This window comes from Neisseria oralis, from assembly GCF_045062685.1.
In the GTDB taxonomy this organism is placed as follows: domain Bacteria; phylum Pseudomonadota; class Gammaproteobacteria; order Burkholderiales; family Neisseriaceae; genus Neisseria; species Neisseria oralis.
Genome location: NZ_JBJGEB010000007.1, coordinates 77,312 through 92,334 on the forward strand (window position 1 = coordinate 77,312; position 15,023 = coordinate 92,334).

The 15,023-nt window shown below is 48.5% G+C and carries 15 protein-coding genes and 1 tRNA gene; 14 read left to right on the forward strand and 2 right to left on the reverse strand.

Annotation, left to right across the window (positions count from 1 at the left end):
- Positions 1–595 precede the first annotated feature (595 nt).
- From ACI43T_RS07995 to ACI43T_RS08060, 14 genes are all read left to right on the forward strand, one after another.
- Positions 596–672: transfer RNA gene (locus tag ACI43T_RS07995), tRNA-Val, on the forward strand.
- A gap of 53 nt (positions 673–725) precedes the next feature.
- Positions 726–2,639 carry a threonine--tRNA ligase gene (gene thrS / locus ACI43T_RS08000; protein ID WP_405386378.1) on the forward strand — a complete coding sequence of 638 codons (1,914 nt, stop codon included), beginning with the start codon at positions 726–728 and terminating at the stop codon, positions 2,637–2,639.
- Positions 2,640–2,657: 18 nt separating this feature from the next.
- Entirely contained in the window at positions 2,658–3,179 is a 522-nt protein-coding gene (infC, locus tag ACI43T_RS08005) for a translation initiation factor IF-3 (RefSeq protein WP_405386463.1), read from the forward strand.
- A 149-nt stretch (positions 3,180–3,328) separates the two neighbouring features.
- Positions 3,329–3,526, forward strand: a complete 198-nt coding sequence (gene rpmI, locus ACI43T_RS08010; RefSeq protein ID WP_002232040.1) for a 50S ribosomal protein L35 — start codon at positions 3,329–3,331, stop codon at positions 3,524–3,526.
- A 12-nt stretch (positions 3,527–3,538) separates the two neighbouring features.
- Positions 3,539–3,898, forward strand: coding sequence for a 50S ribosomal protein L20 (rplT, locus tag ACI43T_RS08015; RefSeq protein WP_002214103.1), 360 nt, complete (start codon positions 3,539–3,541; stop codon positions 3,896–3,898).
- A gap of 245 nt (positions 3,899–4,143) precedes the next feature.
- Positions 4,144–5,133: a phenylalanine--tRNA ligase subunit alpha gene (gene pheS / locus ACI43T_RS08020; RefSeq protein ID WP_070870134.1), complete on the forward strand. Its 990-nt coding sequence runs from the start codon at positions 4,144–4,146 to the stop codon at positions 5,131–5,133.
- A 174-nt stretch (positions 5,134–5,307) separates the two neighbouring features.
- Positions 5,308–5,928 (forward strand): FMN-dependent NADH-azoreductase, encoded by a 621-nt coding sequence (locus ACI43T_RS08025; protein WP_405386382.1) that lies wholly within the window; start codon positions 5,308–5,310, stop codon positions 5,926–5,928.
- An 84-nt stretch (positions 5,929–6,012) separates the two neighbouring features.
- Positions 6,013–6,420, forward strand: coding sequence for a VOC family protein (locus tag ACI43T_RS08030; RefSeq protein WP_405386384.1), 408 nt, complete (start codon positions 6,013–6,015; stop codon positions 6,418–6,420).
- Positions 6,421–6,498: 78 nt separating this feature from the next.
- A complete protein-coding gene (locus ACI43T_RS08035; protein WP_405386386.1) occupies positions 6,499–6,804 on the forward strand; it encodes a hypothetical protein in 306 nt (101 codons plus the stop codon).
- Positions 6,805–6,938: 134 nt separating this feature from the next.
- Positions 6,939–9,302: a phenylalanine--tRNA ligase subunit beta gene (gene pheT / locus ACI43T_RS08040; RefSeq protein WP_405386388.1), complete on the forward strand. Its 2,364-nt coding sequence runs from the start codon at positions 6,939–6,941 to the stop codon at positions 9,300–9,302.
- Between the two features lie 73 nt (positions 9,303–9,375).
- Positions 9,376–9,678, forward strand: coding sequence for an integration host factor subunit alpha (locus ACI43T_RS08045; protein ID WP_003675494.1), 303 nt, complete (start codon positions 9,376–9,378; stop codon positions 9,676–9,678).
- Complete coding sequence (locus ACI43T_RS08050; protein ID WP_297958523.1) at positions 9,662–9,985, forward strand: hypothetical protein; 324 nt, start codon at positions 9,662–9,664, stop codon at positions 9,983–9,985. The genes ACI43T_RS08045 and ACI43T_RS08050 overlap by 17 nt, the downstream gene beginning before the upstream one ends.
- A 561-nt stretch (positions 9,986–10,546) precedes the next feature.
- Positions 10,547–11,872, forward strand: coding sequence for a sugar porter family MFS transporter (locus tag ACI43T_RS08055; RefSeq protein ID WP_314106134.1), 1,326 nt, complete (start codon positions 10,547–10,549; stop codon positions 11,870–11,872).
- Positions 11,872–12,753: a carbohydrate kinase family protein gene (locus tag ACI43T_RS08060; protein ID WP_405386391.1), complete on the forward strand. Its 882-nt coding sequence runs from the start codon at positions 11,872–11,874 to the stop codon at positions 12,751–12,753. The genes ACI43T_RS08055 and ACI43T_RS08060 overlap by 1 nt, the downstream gene beginning before the upstream one ends.
- 265 nt (positions 12,754–13,018) lie before the next feature.
- Here the strand turns inward: ACI43T_RS08060 and ACI43T_RS08065 are convergent, their stop codons facing one another.
- Positions 13,019–13,576 carry a nitroreductase family protein gene (locus ACI43T_RS08065; RefSeq protein ID WP_009174065.1) on the reverse strand — a complete coding sequence of 186 codons (558 nt, stop codon included), beginning with the start codon at positions 13,574–13,576 and terminating at the stop codon, positions 13,019–13,021.
- 130 nt (positions 13,577–13,706) lie between these two features.
- Complete coding sequence (gene serC / locus ACI43T_RS08070; RefSeq protein ID WP_405386393.1) at positions 13,707–14,813, reverse strand: phosphoserine transaminase; 1,107 nt, start codon at positions 14,811–14,813, stop codon at positions 13,707–13,709.
- Positions 14,814–15,023: the final 210 nt, after the last annotated feature.

The window sequence follows — 15,023 nt, forward strand, 5'->3', positions numbered from 1 at the left end:
GTCTGAAAGTTTATTGAATGTACTTACTGCCCGACATTCAGAGCGGTTTCGAGCAGTTGCGCAGGGTTTGCAGAAATTATAGGCGCAGGATAATCAAAGGCTCGCCGTTATCGCCATGCACGACATCCGCCAGCCGAGCGATTTGTAGAATCTGCTCCTTATCCATGACGATACATTGCCGTCCTGTACATCAACAATTCCGCCGCAGTCTTGCAGGCGGCAATGGACGGCGGCGGTATCGCGCTGGCGCGCAGCCTCTTGGTTTCAGATGACCTCAAGGCAGGAAGGCTGGCCCGATATTTCCATTCCCAGTCCTCCGGCTTACTACCTAGTCTATTGCGCCGAAAGCTGCAATTTACCCCAGGTGTGCGCGTCTAGGGAGTGGATGAAGGCAGAATGGCAAGAGGGCTATTGATACAAGAGGTTCGGATAATGAAGGTTGTTTTTTGATATTGATGGAATTTCAGTTGTTGATGCCTCACAAACTTAAAAGTGAGGCAAAAAGCGGACGAATTGTCATACAGGCCGTCTGAAAAACACCTCCTGCTTGCCAAATGAGGTTGTAATCAGATACAATCCGACGCTTAGAAGTAGAAGGCACGTAGCTCAGTTGGTTAGAGCACCACCTTGACATGGTGGGGGTCGTTGGTTCGAATCCAATCGTGCCTACCAAATATTTCAGACGGCATTAAATGCCGTTATTTTTTAATGTTTCGGAGTTTTTGATGTTGAACATTACCCTGCCTGACGGTTCAGTCCGCCAATACGAAGCCCCCGTAACAGTGGCGCAAATCGCTGCGTCCATTGGTTCCGGTTTGGCGAAGGCGACAGTGGCAGGTAAAGTCAATGGCAAACTCGTAGACGCAAGCGATCCGATTAGCAAAGACGCCAGCGTGCAGATTATTACACCGAAAGACAAAGAGGGTGTAGAGATCATCCGCCATTCCTGTGCGCACCTGATCGGTCATGCGGTTAAGCAGCTTTATCCCAACGCCAAAATGGTTATTGGTCCGGTGATTGAAGACGGTTTTTATTACGATATCGCTACCGATAAACCATTTACACCCGATGATGTTGCCGCTATTGAAGCGCGGATGAAAGAGCTGATTAATCAGGATTATGATGTCGTTAAGATAATGACTCCCCGCGCCGAAACCATTAAAACATTCCAGGAGCGCGGCGAAGAATACAAACTGCGCCTGATTGATGATATGCCCGAAGTGGAGGAAATGGGGCTGTATCATCATCAGGAGTATGTCGACATGTGCCGCGGACCGCATGTTCCTAATACGCGTTTTCTGAAAAATTTTAAGCTGACCAAGCTGGCAGGCGCATATTGGCGCGGCGACAGTAACAATGAAATGCTGCAACGCATTTACGGTACAGCTTGGGCAACAAAAGACGAATTAAAAGCCTATATCCAGCGCATCGAAGAGGCAGAAAAACGCGACCATCGAAAATTGGGCAAACAGTTGGATTTGTTTCATTTGCAAGATGAGGCTCCTGGTATGGTTTTCTGGCATCCCCGCGGTTGGGCGTTGTGGCAAACCATAGAGCAGCATATGCGCAAAGAATTGGATGCTGCCGGTTATAGAGAAGTTAAAACGCCGCAAATTATGGATAAAACCTTCTGGGAGAAATCCGGTCATTGGGATAACTATAAAGACAATATGTTCGTCACCCAATCGGAAAAACGCGAATATGCCGTTAAGCCGATGAATTGCCCGGGTCATGTGCAGATTTTCAATAACAGTCTGCGTTCATACCGAGATTTGCCGATGCGTCTTGCAGAGTTTGGTTCTTGTCACCGCAATGAACCAAGTGGTGCTTTGCATGGTCTGATGAGAGTACGGGGATTTGTGCAGGATGATGCTCATATTTTCTGTACAGAAGATCAAATTGTTGATGAGGCACGCCGTTTCAACGAACTGCTGGTGCGTATTTATAAACAATTCGGTTTTCATGATGTAGCCGTAAAACTTTCCCTACGTCCTGAAAAACGTGCCGGTTCGGATGATATTTGGGACAAGGCTGAACAAGGTTTGCGCGATGCTTTGACTGCCTGTGGAGTAGAATGGGAAGAGTTGCCTGGAGAGGGAGCATTTTACGGTCCGAAGATTGAATATCATGTTAAAGATGCTATCGGTCGTTCATGGCAGTGCGGTACCTTGCAATTAGATTTTGTCCTGCCTGATCGATTGGATGCCGAGTACGTCACTGAGAATAACGGCCGTGCGCGTCCCGTAATGTTACATCGTGCGATTTTAGGTTCTTTGGAGCGCTTCATCGGCATCCTGATTGAAAACCATGCTGGTTCGTTCCCGTTGTGGTTGGCACCGGTTCAAATGGTGGTAATGAATATCACCGAACATCAGGCGGATTACTGTCGTCAGGTAGTGGAAAGGCTCCGTGCGGAAAATTTTCGTGTCGAACTAGATTTGCGCAATGAAAAGATCGGTTACAAAATTCGTGATAACAGCCAATATCGCTTTCCTTATCAAATCGTTGTCGGTGATAAGGAAAAGCAGGAAAACAAAGTGGCAGTACGTCGTAAAGCAGAAGATTTAGGTTCATTGAATATCGACGATTTTATTTCACAATTAAAACAGGAAATCGCTGAGTCCTTAGTGATTAGTTAATTTTTTATAGGAGTATTCATCATCGCTCAAGAACGCGAAGCACGAATCAATGGCGAAATTACCGCCAAAGAAGTGCGTTTAATCAGTGAGTCAGGCGAACAGCTTGGTGTCGTATCGGTTCGTGAAGCTTTGGCTATGGCCGAAGAGCAGGATGTGGATTTGGTAGAGATTTCCCCTACTGCCAAACCGCCTGTGTGCAAACTGATGGATTACGGTAAATATAAATACCAACAGGCCAAGAAACGCGACGAAGCCAAGAAAAACCAGAAGCAGGTACAAATTAAGGAAATTAAATTCCGTCCGGGTACCGATGAAGGCGATTATCAAATAAAAATGCGCAACATCAACCGCTTCTTGTCTGACGGCGATAAGGTCAAAGTAACACTCCGTTTCCGCGGTCGTGAAATGGCTCACCAGCAACTCGGTGCGCAACTTTTAGAGCGCGTGAAAGAGGATTTGGCGGAAGTGGCTCAAATCGAATCCTTCCCTAAAATGGAAGGTCGTCAAATGGTGATGATGATTGCACCGAAGAAAAAATAAAGTTACAATTCTTAGCTTACTCTGATCGCCGCTTCAGAGTAAGCTTTTGATTGGCGGCAAAAAAACCGTGGCATTTTGGGTTCAAGTGTTTGAAACCAATGTTTTAAAACCCCCTGATGCCTTATCTAAATAACGAATGGAGTTTTCCCATGCCTAAAATGAAAACCAAGTCTAGCGCGAAAAAACGCTTCAAAGTACTGGGTAACGGCGGTGTAAAACGCGCTCATGCGTTCAAACGCCACATCTTGACTAAAAAGACCACTAAAAACAAACGCCAACTGCGCGGTACCTCTATGGTAAACGATCGCGATTTGGCTTCTGTTGCTAAAATGTTACCCTACGCTTAAGGAGTTTAGAATATGCCACGCGTAAAACGCGGTGTAACCGCTCGTGCCCGTCACCAAAAAATCTTCGCGTTAGCCAAAGGTTACCGCGGCCGTCGTAAAAACGTATACCGCGTTGCCAAGCAAGCGGTAATGAAAGCCGGTCAATACGCATACCGTGACCGTCGTCAACGCAAACGCCAATTCCGTCAATTGTGGATTGTTCGTATCAATGCAGGTGCTCGTGAAAACGGTCTGTCTTACAGCAAATTTATGAACGGTCTGAAACGCGCCTCTATCGAAATCGACCGCAAAGTATTGGCTGATCTGGCTGTATTCGATAAAGCCGCTTTTGCACAATTGGTTGAGAAAGCCAAAGCAGCTTTGGCTGCTTAATCTAAAAAATTTGAAAAGGAAGCTACGGCTTCCTTTTTTCTTTGTTTGAAGAAAGTCTATGTGATTGATTTTCTTTCTTTAAAGCCTATTTTTTTGAATTGATTTGCGCTAAAATACGCCGATTCTATCAAACGGATTGGCCGTAAACGATAAAAGGTCGTCTGAAAAGTTTGGCAATACCAAACCATACAGGCGACCTCATTGTTTCAGACGACCCATCATCAACCGACAGACGATAAACCACTATGGAAAATGTAAACCGTATCGTTGCAGAAGGTATTGCCGCAGTAGAGGCCGCGCAAGACTTCAACGCTCTAGAACAAATCAAAGCCCGTTATCTTGGTAAAACCGGCGAGTTGACCGGACTTCTGAAAACCTTAGGTCAAATGTCGCCTGAAGAGCGCAAAACCATAGGTGCGCATATTAATGAATGCAAAAACCAGTTTCAGACGGCCTTTAACAATAAACGTGATGCCCTCAACGAAGCCAAACTGCAAGCCCAGCTTGCCGCCGAAGCACTCGATATTACCCTGCCCGGACGCGCGCAGGAAAATGGCGGTCTGCATCCCGTAACCCTGACTTTGCAGCGCGTGGTCGAACTCTTTCACGGTATGGGCTTTGAAGTGGCAGACGGCCCGGAAATCGAAGATGATTTCCACAACTTCCAAGCCCTGAACATCCCCGCAAACCACCCGGCGCGCGCCATGCAGGATACGTTCTACGTTGAAAACGGCGATGTTTTGCGCACGCACACTTCCCCGATTCAAATCCGCTACATGCTCGACAAAAAAGAGCCGCCCATCCGCATTATCGCCCCCGGTCGCGTTTACCGTGTGGACAGCGATGCTACGCACTCGCCCATGTTCCACCAAGCTGAAGGTTTGTGGGTAGAAGAGGGCGTAACTTTTGCCGATTTGAAAGCCGTGTTCACCGACTTTATCCGCCGCTTTTTCGAACGTGATGATTTGCAGGTACGTTTCCGTCCGTCTTTCTTCCCGTTCACCGAACCGTCTGCCGAAATTGACATCATGGGCGAAAACGGCAAATGGCTGGAAGTCGGCGGTTGCGGCATGGTACATCCCAACGTGTTGAAAAACGTGAATATCGATCCCGAGAAATACACCGGTTTCGCCTTTGGCATCGGCCTCGACCGTTTCGCTATGTTGCGTTACAACGTGAATGATTTGCGGTTGTTTTTTGATAACGATTTGAACTTTTTGAAGCAGTTTGGCTAAGCGATTTTAACTTCATTGCATCTGCTATTTCAGGCGGTTTGGACCTAAAAAGTAGCCTTACTTGCCTTTCAAATAGCTTGAAAATGTCGGATTTGTTAATCTAGGCTACAAGCCTAAACCTGATTTTCCAGCAATTGTTTGTTTCCCCATTGTAAAGACAAGGATGCCGAAATTATGGATACTCTGATTATCAACGCACACCCTGACCCGTATTCCTCTGCTTCCGCCACCAATCGCATGGTTGCACACCTGTTATCCAAACTGCCCGTAGGTAGTGCACAAACTGTTAATTTGGCAGAGACTGACATACAGCCGCTGGACAAGGCGGTTCTGGAAATGTTTGTCGCAACTGTGTTCCAAGGGCAGCAGCCGAATGCGGAACAGACCGCTTTGCTGGCACAACTGATGTCGGTAGTAAATCAAGTCAAATCCGCCCGCCGACTCGTCATTGCCTATCCGATGTACAACTTCGGCATTCCTGCCTGTTTGAAAGACTGGTTAGATAATTTAGTTGTGCCTGGCGAAACGTTCCGCTACGGAGCGGATGGTACACCGCGAGGGCTGATGAGTGCGCACAAAGTACTACTGTTGCAGGCTAGTGGTAGTGTTTATACTGATGGACCGATGGCGCAAATGGATTTTGCCTCGAGCTATCTGAAAACGCTGCTTGGCGGCTTTTTAGGTTTTGCTTCAGTGGACACTATCTATGCCGAAGGCACGGCGGGTAACTGGGATGTAGCGGTTCAACGCGCCTGTGCAGAAATTGATGCTGTATTCGGTAGTTTTACGGCCTAGTTGCTCAAACTGGTTAGTTATATCCACGCGGATTACAAGTAGCCTAGCAATACTGGGCTTACTAAACCAATATAGAAAAACGTTATGGAACAGCATATTAACTACATCACGCTCGGCGTAGACGATCTTGCTATTTCCCGCCGTTTTTACCAAGACATATTCGGTTGGCAGGAAACGGTGGACAGTAATGAAAACATTGCGTTTTTTGAAACAGGAAGCGCGCTGCGGTTTGCTCTGTTTGGTAAGGAAGCCTTAGCGCAAGACGCGCAGGTGTTAGTGCAGGGTAGCGGTTTTCCATGTTTTACGTTGGCGCATAATGTCGGCAGCGAAGCTGAAGTGGATGCATTGTTTTCTGAGCTCGCCTCAAAAAATGTGAATATCGTCAAAGCCCCGCAGAAAGTATTTTGGGGCGGATACAGCGGCTATATCGCTGACCCCGATGGCTTTTTATGGGAAATTGCCTTTAATCCGTTTTTGCAGAAATTACGCTGAAATAGCACGATAAAGGTTACTTGAAAACGGCAGCTTCAGCGAAGTAAAAATCAAATTTGCTTACCCGAAAGCCGAGGCATGAAACGCTATATCGCTCCATCCGCCTGCTATGCACTTGCTGTTGCGCTGTGGTTGCTGTCCATCTATTGCGAAAACCGCTCTTTGTCGTTGGCCGATTTGAAAACCCTGACCGGCGACGATGTGGAAGGAGCAATAAGATGGTCGAATTACGGATTTACCGCGTTTGTCGTATCCTGTTTTGCCACCGCGATCGGTAGTTGGTTGATGCCGTGGTTTAAAAGCTGGGAGCGTGTGGCGTTTACAGTGAGTGTCACCTTAGGCTATACCTTGTTGGCGTGGTTCGTAACAATATTATTGATTTGATTGCTTAAGGTTTGAAAAGGCTACCTGAAAGTAACCGCCTTAACAAAGTTAAAAAGCAGCCTGCACTCCCAAGCAAACAGGTCGTCTGAAAACAAAATCTGATAAAAAGTTAATTAGTTGATTGAGAACATAACATGCAATTCTCCTACTCATGGCTGAAAACCCAAGCCGATACCGAACTTTCCGCCGATAAGCTGGAACATCTGTTAACCATGTCCGGCTTGGAAGTGGAAGAAGCCGAGACTGCCGCGCCTGCGTTTACGGGCGTGGTGATTGCCGAAGTGAAATCCGTTGAAAAACATCCGGATGCCGATCGTTTGAATGTTACCCAAGTCGATGTGGGTACGGGGGAGTTGGTGCAGATTGTGTGCGGTGCACCGAATGTGAAAGCGGGCATCAAAGTGCCGTGTTCGCTGCCGGGTGCGGTGTTGCCGGGCAATTTCAAAATCAAGCCGACCAAGATGCGCGGCGTGGTGTCGAACGGGATGTTGTGTTCTACCGATGAACTTGGTCTGCCCGATGACGGCGTGAACGGTCTGCACATTTTGCCGCAAGATGCTCCCGTCGGCGCAAACATCCGTGAATATTTGGATTTGGACGATACGGTCTTCACGCTGAAAATCACGCCGAACCGTGCCGACTGTCTGAGCATCAAAGGCATTGCGCGCGAAGTGTCCGCGCTGACGGGTTGCGCGTTCAAGCAGCCTGCAATCCATGCCGCGCCAATCACGGGCAGCCGCAAACAGCCCGTGCAGATTGATGCGCCTGCCGATTGCGGCCGCTTTATCAGCCGTGTGATTGAAAATGTAAATGCGCGCGCCGCTACGCCGGATTGGATGAAGCAGCGTTTGGAGCGCAGCGGTATCCGCAGTATTTCCGCGCTGGTGGACATTGGCAATTATGTGATGCTGGAAATCGGTCAGCCGATGCATGTTTTTGATGCCGACAAACTTTCAGGCAGCCTGCACATCCGCCGCGCGCGCGAAGGTGAAACGCTGGAATGCCTGAACGAGAAAACCGTGTCTCTGTCTGAAAACACGCTGGTAGTGGCCGATGAAAAAGGCGCGTTGAGTTTGGCAGGCCTGATGGGCGGCGCAGCGAGCGCAGTTTCAGACGACACGCAAAATATCGTGCTGGAAGCGGCTTGGTTTGCGCCTGAAATCATCGCCGGCAAATCGCGCCAATACGGTTTTGGTTCGGATTCGTCGTTCCGCTTTGAGCGCGGCGTGGATTACCGTTTGCAGGCTGATGCTATCGAACGCGCTACCGAATTGGTTTTGCAAATCTGCGGCGGTGCGGCAGGCGAAATGGTGGAAGCGTTGGGCAGGCTACCTGAAAACAAACAGGTCGAATTGCGTTTAGGCCGTCTGAAAACCGTGTTGGGCGTGGACATTCCTGCCGAACAGGTGGAAACCATTTTGCAGCACTTGGGTTTGCAGCCTGAAAAAACGGCGGAAGGCTTCCGCGTTACCGCGCCGAGCTTCCGTTTCGACATCGAAATCGAGGCTGATTTGATTGAAGAAATCGGCCGCGTTTACGGCTATGAAAATATCCCCGACGATTACACGTCAGGCCGTCTGAAAATGCTGGCGCTACCCGAAACCCGTCGTCCGCGTTTTGCTGTTTATAACGAAATGGCGACGCGCGGCTACCGCGAAGTGGTCAGCTATGCCTTCGTTGACGAGCAGTGGGAACTTGATTTTGCCGCCAACGCCAACCCCATCCGCCTGCAAAACCCGCTGGCAGCGCAGTATGCCGTGATGCGTTCCACGCTTATCGGCGGCTTGGTGGAAATTTTGCAGAACAATCTGAACCGCAAGCAAAACCGCGTGCGTGTGTTTGAAATTGCCCGCGTGTTCAGCAAAGGTTCAGACGGCCAGTTTGTACAAAACGAACGCATCGGCGGCCTGTGGTACGGTGCGGCTATGCCGGAACAATGGGGCGAAAAAACGCGCAACGCGGATTTTTACGACATCAAGGCCGATGTAGAAAATCTGTTGAAAAACAAAGCGGTTGAGTTTGTCAAAACCGAACATCCCGCCCTGCATCCAGGACGCGCCGCCAATATTGTTTCAGACGGCCAGGTCATCGGTTTTGTCGGCGAATTGCATCCGAAATGGCTGCAAAAATACGACTTGCCGCAAGCGCCGCTGATATTTGAAATCGACATGGCAGCCGTGTTAGAACGCGAAAAAACGCGCTATCAGGCAGTATCGAAATTCCAGCCGGTTCGCAGGGATTTGGCGTTTGTCATACCTGAAGCCGTGACTCATGATGATTTGTTGGCCGCATTGAAAGGTGTGGCAAACAAGTTGGTACAGGAAATCAGCGTATTTGACGTGTATCGCGGTACGGGCCTGCCTGAAGGGATGAAGAGCATGGCGGTCAAAGTGATTTTGCAGGATATGGAAAACACGCTGACGGATGAAACAGTCGAGCCGGTTATCGGAAAACTGATTGATGCGGCAACTGCTGCGGGAGCGCAACTTCGCAGTTAAAAAATAAATATTCGCTTGAATTTTAAATAGAAATTGGTAATAATCTGCACCTATTACAACAGAAGGTAATAATATGACACTAACTAAAGCCGAATTGGCCGATATTTTGGTAGATAAAGTCAGCAATGTAACCAAAAACGATGCCAAAGAAATCGTCGAACTCTTTTTTGAAGAAATCCGCAGCACTTTGGCACGCGGCGAAGAAATCAAAATTTCCGGTTTCGGTAATTTTCAGTTGCGAGACAAACCGCAACGTCCCGGCCGTAATCCGAAAACCGGCGAAGAAGTACCGATTACCGCCCGCCGCGTAGTCACTTTCCATGCCAGCCAAAAACTCAAAGGCATGGTGGAGCATTACTATGACAAACAACGCTAATCGTCCTGCTGTTCCCGCCAAACGCTATTTCACGCTTGACGAGGTGTGTGAGTTGGTGCAAATCAGCCCGTCGCAATTTGCCCAGTGGCAGCATGAGAATGGTGCTGTTATTGGTTACGGCGGAAACCGTTATACTCGTCTGGATGTGGTTAAGCTGCTGAAATTGAAAGATACATTTGCTCCTTTCGTGGATAGTTTCAATCATAATGCGCTGGATTCGGAAGGGAATCCGGCTGCTGATGCGAAAGAAGTACGCGCGGAGTTGGAAACTATTTTGGCTGATTTGGAGAAAACATTGGCAAATTGAGTTTGCCGAAAATCGGTGACCGGTCGACATCTGTTGTCGGCCGGTTTTTGTATTGAGGCCGTCTGAAAATATGGTTGATTGTTTTCAGACGGCCTTTTGTTTATTGGTTAGGCAACATTTATACTATAGAACCTGTTGATAATTCGAATATTGCTTGTTTAGTGTATTTAAATTTCATTAAATACTAAGAATCAGTGTCAGATAGAAGAGAGGTTGAAAGAAAAGTAGATAAGCGTTTGCCTTCTGTAAAGAGATAAATCGGAAAAGGTTGCGAATGGTCAAGTTTATCGCAGTATGAAACTGATATTTGCTTGCAAGCGCTGATGTTTTAAAACATAATAGTTTATATATAGAGTTTCTATTGTAAATTTTATTACAAAAAGGCGTTGCCTGCACTGTGTAATAACAATTTCAAAAAAAGGCCCGCCGCCTCACGACACCTTATCAGGAAACAGACTGAAAACCGGAAGTTTTACCGTTTTGCCACGTATGTGGTACGGCGGGTATTGCATTGTGGTATCAGGCTATTCTTCTTAACTTTAAATCAAGTGAGGGCGCTTTATGAATCAGTCAAAACTTCTCATCTGGTCCATCACGGTGGCGCTGGCGGGTTTCCTGTTCGGTTTCGATACCGTGGTGATTTCTGGCGCGGATCAGGCGTTACAGCATTTGTGGAACAGCTCCAGCCTGTTTCACGGGTGGGTCGTCATGGCATCCGCCCTATGGGGTACGGTTATCGGCGCGCTGTTCGGCAGTATTCCGACCGATAAATTTGGCCGTAAAAAAACGCTGATTGCCATCGGTATCCTGTATGTTGTCGGTTCTCTAGGCTCTGCGCTCGTTCATGATCCTTATTCCTTTGCTTGCTTCCGTTTCATCGGCGGCTTGGGTGTCGGTGCATCGACCATTGCCGCACCCGCCTACGTTACCGAAATTTCTCCGGCGGACAAACGCGGCCGCTTGGTGGCGATGTATCAGTTCAATATCGTATTCGGTATTCTAATTGCTTATCTTTCCAATTTTATTTTCTCAAACCTTGATTTGGGTGCGAACACTTGGCGTTGGATGCTGGGTGTTCAGGTTGTGCCGGCTGCGATTTATACCTTAATGGTACTCGGCATTCCGATGTCGCCGCGTTGGTTGGTCATGAAAGGCCGCATTGAGGATGCGCGTAAAGTGTTGGCGGTAATCAACCCTGAGGCGGACATTAACGAACTGGTGGCTTCCGCGCAGAAAGATGGCGGCAAAAAAGAAAGTCTGTTGCTGAAAAAATACCGTCTGCCGGTATTGCTGGCTTTTCTGATTGCGTTTTTCAACCAAATGTCGGGTATCAATGCCTTCCTGTACTACGCGCCGCGTATTTTTGAAATTGCCGGTTTGGAAAAAAGTTCGGCTTTATTGAGCAGCGTGGGTATCGGTGTTGTCAATCTGATTTTTACCTTCGTAGGCCTGTCTTTAATCGATAAATTCGGCCGCCGTCAACTGATGTACATCGGTTCTTTTGGCTATATTGTTTCGCTCGGCTTAGTGTCATTGTCTTTCTTCCTCGGATGGAAAGGCATGATGGTACCGCTGTTTTTCTTCCTGTTTATCGCTGCCCACGCCGTTGGCCAGGGTACGGTAATCTGGGTGTTTATCTCTGAAATTTTCCCGAGTCACCTGCGTGCGCAAGGTCAGGCGTTGGGCAGTTCGACCCACTGGGTGCTTGCTGCCGCGATTCCTGCTGCGATTCCCTATTTGTTTGATGAAATCGGTGCAAGCTGGGTGTTCGCCTGCTTTACAGCCATGATGGTATTGCAATTGGTATTCGTAATGTTCATGATGCCGGAAACCAAAGGCGTACCATTGGAAGAATTGTCTAAGTCGTTGATTAAGGAAGATTCATAATGAAAGTAACTTGCTTCGGTGAAGTGCTGTGGGACGATTTCCCTACGGGTAAAGTATTGGGTGGCGCACCTTTGAATGTCGCAGTGCGGTTGGAATCGCTCGGTGTCGGCGGTAGTATTATCAGCTGCCGCGGCGATGATGCCGACGGTGAAGAGTTGTTGCGTCAGATTAAAGGTAAAAACGTCAATACCGATTTGTTGCAGGTATCCCCTGATCAGGCTACCAGCTTGGTGAAAGTCAAGTTGAACGAGTGCGGCAGTGCAAGCTACGAAATAGTCTATCCCTGCGCTTGGGACAGAATTCAGTTGCAGGAAGAGGCCTTGCAGCGTGTGGCCGAATCCGACGCTTTCATTTTCGGTAGTTTGGCGACTCGTGATGAGGTTTCTCGTTCGACTTTGGATAAGCTGATTGAGAAAGCGAAATTCAAGATTTTCGACGTCAATTTGCGCAAACCGTTTTACGATACAGGCCGTCTGCTGGATACCATGAAAAAGGTGGATTTGGTCAAACTGAACGATGACGAATTGTATGAACTGTCCGAAATTTACGGTTCTCCATATCATTCTATCGAACAAAACATCGCATTTTTGGCCAAGCTGGCCGGCGTTCCCAATATATGCGTTACTCTAGGGGGGCACGGCGCGGTGTTGTATCAGAAAGGTAAGTTGCACAGACATTGCGGTTTCCGGGTGAAAGTGGCCGATACCGTAGGTTCGGGCGACAGTTTCTTGGGCGGTTTGACTTACAAACTGTTGAACAATTCCGAACCGCAGGAGGCGCTTACCTTCGCTTGCGCACTGGGCGCGCTGGTTGCGGCGCGGCGCGGTGCGACGCCGGATATTTCCTTGCAGGAAATTGAAAATTTCATGAACCCCGCCTGATAGGGATTTGAAACCGTTAGAGGCCGTCTGAAAATTATTTTCAGACGGCCTTTTTGTATCGTGATGTAACTGTTGGGAGACTGTGGGTTTCAGTCAACGTTTTGGTTTGCCGGCTAAACGGGAGATTGGATACAGAAGTTTTCCTTGTTATCGGAAGGGCATATTGATTTTCACTGCGGAAAAAATTCAGACGGCCTTTTGTCCTATTGTTTCAATTAAGGAGGGAAGGCCGTCTGAAAAATATAGGGAATCGCAAAAACTTCCGTTACCAGTGGGTAACGAACTCGTCTAAATCCGTATTTTTCGGACCGGCGGTTTCTTCGGCGGAAGTGCCGATCATAATCAAACCGATGATTTTTTCCCGATCGCTGCAATCAAACGCTTCTCGCAGTTGCGGGCTGTTTACCCACAAGCCTGTAATCCAGACATTGTCGAACCCTTGGGCCGAGGCCGCCAGTTGCAGGGCATAGGCGGAACATCCTGCGCTGAGCATCTGCTCCCATTCCGGTTTCGGTTTTGGCGAAGAGCAGTTCGGACTAAATGTTACGCCGATAACCAGTGGTGCCATATTGCCGACTTTTTCGGCTTTTTTCATCGAATCCTCACCGAAATTGCATTCGGTTACGGTTTGGGTCAGCAGTTTGCGGAAATACGACAAACCGTCTTCGCTTTCGATGACGGTAAAACGGAACGGGCGCATATTGCCGTGATCGGGCACTTGCGTCGCGGCTTGCAACATCTGCTCGATTTGTTCCGCGTTCGGGGCCGGAGCAGTCAAATTCTTCGAAGAGCGGCGGGTGGTCAGAAGGTGGAGGGCATCCATAGGCATACCTTTGATAAATGTGTGAAAAAAGAGGGTTATAGCATAAATTCAAAACAGGCCGTTCGGACTGGTCGGATATGAGGCCGTCTGAAAATCCCTTATCTTTATTTTCAGACGGCCTGCCGGTCATTCAACCGTAACGGCGTTGGAAATCCTGCATGAATGCAGCTAAGGCTTCCACGCCCTCAAGCGGCATGGCGTTATAGATACTGGCGCGCATTCCGCCCAGCAGTTTGTAGCCTTTCAAAGCGCATAACCCGCGCAGTTCGGCTTCACGGACGAAGGTGTCGTCCAAGTCAGGATCGGACGTTTTAAAAATAACGTTCATTTTTGAGCGGGCATCGGCTTGAATATTATTGATATAGAAGCCGCCGCTGCCGTCGATGGCGCGGTAGAGCGTTTCGGCTTTCAGGTTGTTGACCGCTTCGATTTTTTTTACGCCACCCTGTGTCAGCAGCCAGCGGAACACCAAACCCGCCATATAAATCGGATAAGTCGCAGGCGTGTTGTACATACCGTTGCGTTTGATATGCGATTGGTAGTTGAATACGTCGGGGATGTCTTTCGGGCAGCGATCGAGCAAGTCTTCACGGATAATAACCACGGTTGCACCGGCAGGACCGATATTTTTCTGTGCGCCCGCGTAAATCAAACCGTAATCGTTCACATCGAATTCGCGCGATAAGATTTCACTCGACATATCGCACACCAAAGGCGGCAGGCCGTCTGAAAGTTTCGGTACGTTTTGATATTGCAGGCCGTGTACGGTTTCGTTAATCACAAAATGGACGAAAGCCGAATGCTTGTAGACGTCCCATGATTCTACGGCGGGCAGGGCGGTGTAGCCGAACTGCTTGCCGCCGTCTGCCGCCAGATGAATTTCGGCATCAGTCAGGCGGCTCATCTGTTCGTAGGCAATGCGGCTCCAGTTACCTGTTACAACGGCATCGGCGCGTTTGAAACCGTGCGCCAGATTCATGGCGACCATGTTGAACTGCGTGGTCGCGCCGCCTTGCAGGAACAGGACCTTATAATGCGACGGAATGTTCAGCAGTTGGCGCAAGTCATGTTCGGCGTGGTGCAAAATGCTTAAAAACATGTCCGAACGGTGGCTCATCGCCATCACGGGAAAACCGGTGCCGTTGTAATCAAGCATTTCCTGCTGCGCGGTACGCAACACAGCTTCGGGCAGAACGGCGGGACCGGCGGAAAAATTGTAAATCGTATGTGCAGGCATGGTTTGCGGTTTCCCTATAAACAGTTTGATTGGCCGAACGATTTTAGTCGGCACATCCGCGTCCTGCAAGCTTTTCGGATAACGCCCCCGATAGATACAGGCCGTCTGAAAAATACACGCCAAATCAATACTTTTATTTTCTCGGTAAACGGGTTATAATTAGTAAATTTTTCGTATTACAGGAAAAATGGCCATAGGGCCATTTTTTTA

What these genes read in the sequence shown, in the direction of transcription:
- thrS (WP_405386378.1), top strand. Translation starts at nt 726, where the DNA reads ATGTTGAACATTACCCTGCCTGACGGTTCAGTCCGCCAATACGAAGCC.
- rpmI (WP_002232040.1), top strand. Translation starts at nt 3,329, where the DNA reads ATGCCTAAAATGAAAACCAAGTCTAGCGCGAAAAAACGCTTCAAAGTA.
- rplT (WP_002214103.1), top strand. Translation starts at nt 3,539, where the DNA reads ATGCCACGCGTAAAACGCGGTGTAACCGCTCGTGCCCGTCACCAAAAA.
- pheS (WP_070870134.1), top strand. Translation starts at nt 4,144, where the DNA reads ATGGAAAATGTAAACCGTATCGTTGCAGAAGGTATTGCCGCAGTAGAG.
- ACI43T_RS08025 (WP_405386382.1), top strand. Translation starts at nt 5,308, where the DNA reads ATGGATACTCTGATTATCAACGCACACCCTGACCCGTATTCCTCTGCT.
- ACI43T_RS08030 (WP_405386384.1), top strand. Translation starts at nt 6,013, where the DNA reads ATGGAACAGCATATTAACTACATCACGCTCGGCGTAGACGATCTTGCT.
- ACI43T_RS08035 (WP_405386386.1), top strand. Translation starts at nt 6,499, where the DNA reads ATGAAACGCTATATCGCTCCATCCGCCTGCTATGCACTTGCTGTTGCG.
- pheT (WP_405386388.1), top strand. Translation starts at nt 6,939, where the DNA reads ATGCAATTCTCCTACTCATGGCTGAAAACCCAAGCCGATACCGAACTT.
- ACI43T_RS08045 (WP_003675494.1), top strand. Translation starts at nt 9,376, where the DNA reads ATGACACTAACTAAAGCCGAATTGGCCGATATTTTGGTAGATAAAGTC.
- ACI43T_RS08050 (WP_297958523.1), top strand. Translation starts at nt 9,662, where the DNA reads ATGACAAACAACGCTAATCGTCCTGCTGTTCCCGCCAAACGCTATTTC.
- ACI43T_RS08055 (WP_314106134.1), top strand. Translation starts at nt 10,547, where the DNA reads ATGAATCAGTCAAAACTTCTCATCTGGTCCATCACGGTGGCGCTGGCG.
- ACI43T_RS08060 (WP_405386391.1), top strand. Translation starts at nt 11,872, where the DNA reads ATGAAAGTAACTTGCTTCGGTGAAGTGCTGTGGGACGATTTCCCTACG.
- ACI43T_RS08065 (WP_009174065.1), bottom strand. Translation starts at nt 13,576, where the DNA reads ATGGATGCCCTCCACCTTCTGACCACCCGCCGCTCTTCGAAGAATTTG.
- serC (WP_405386393.1), bottom strand. Translation starts at nt 14,813, where the DNA reads ATGCCTGCACATACGATTTACAATTTTTCCGCCGGTCCCGCCGTTCTG.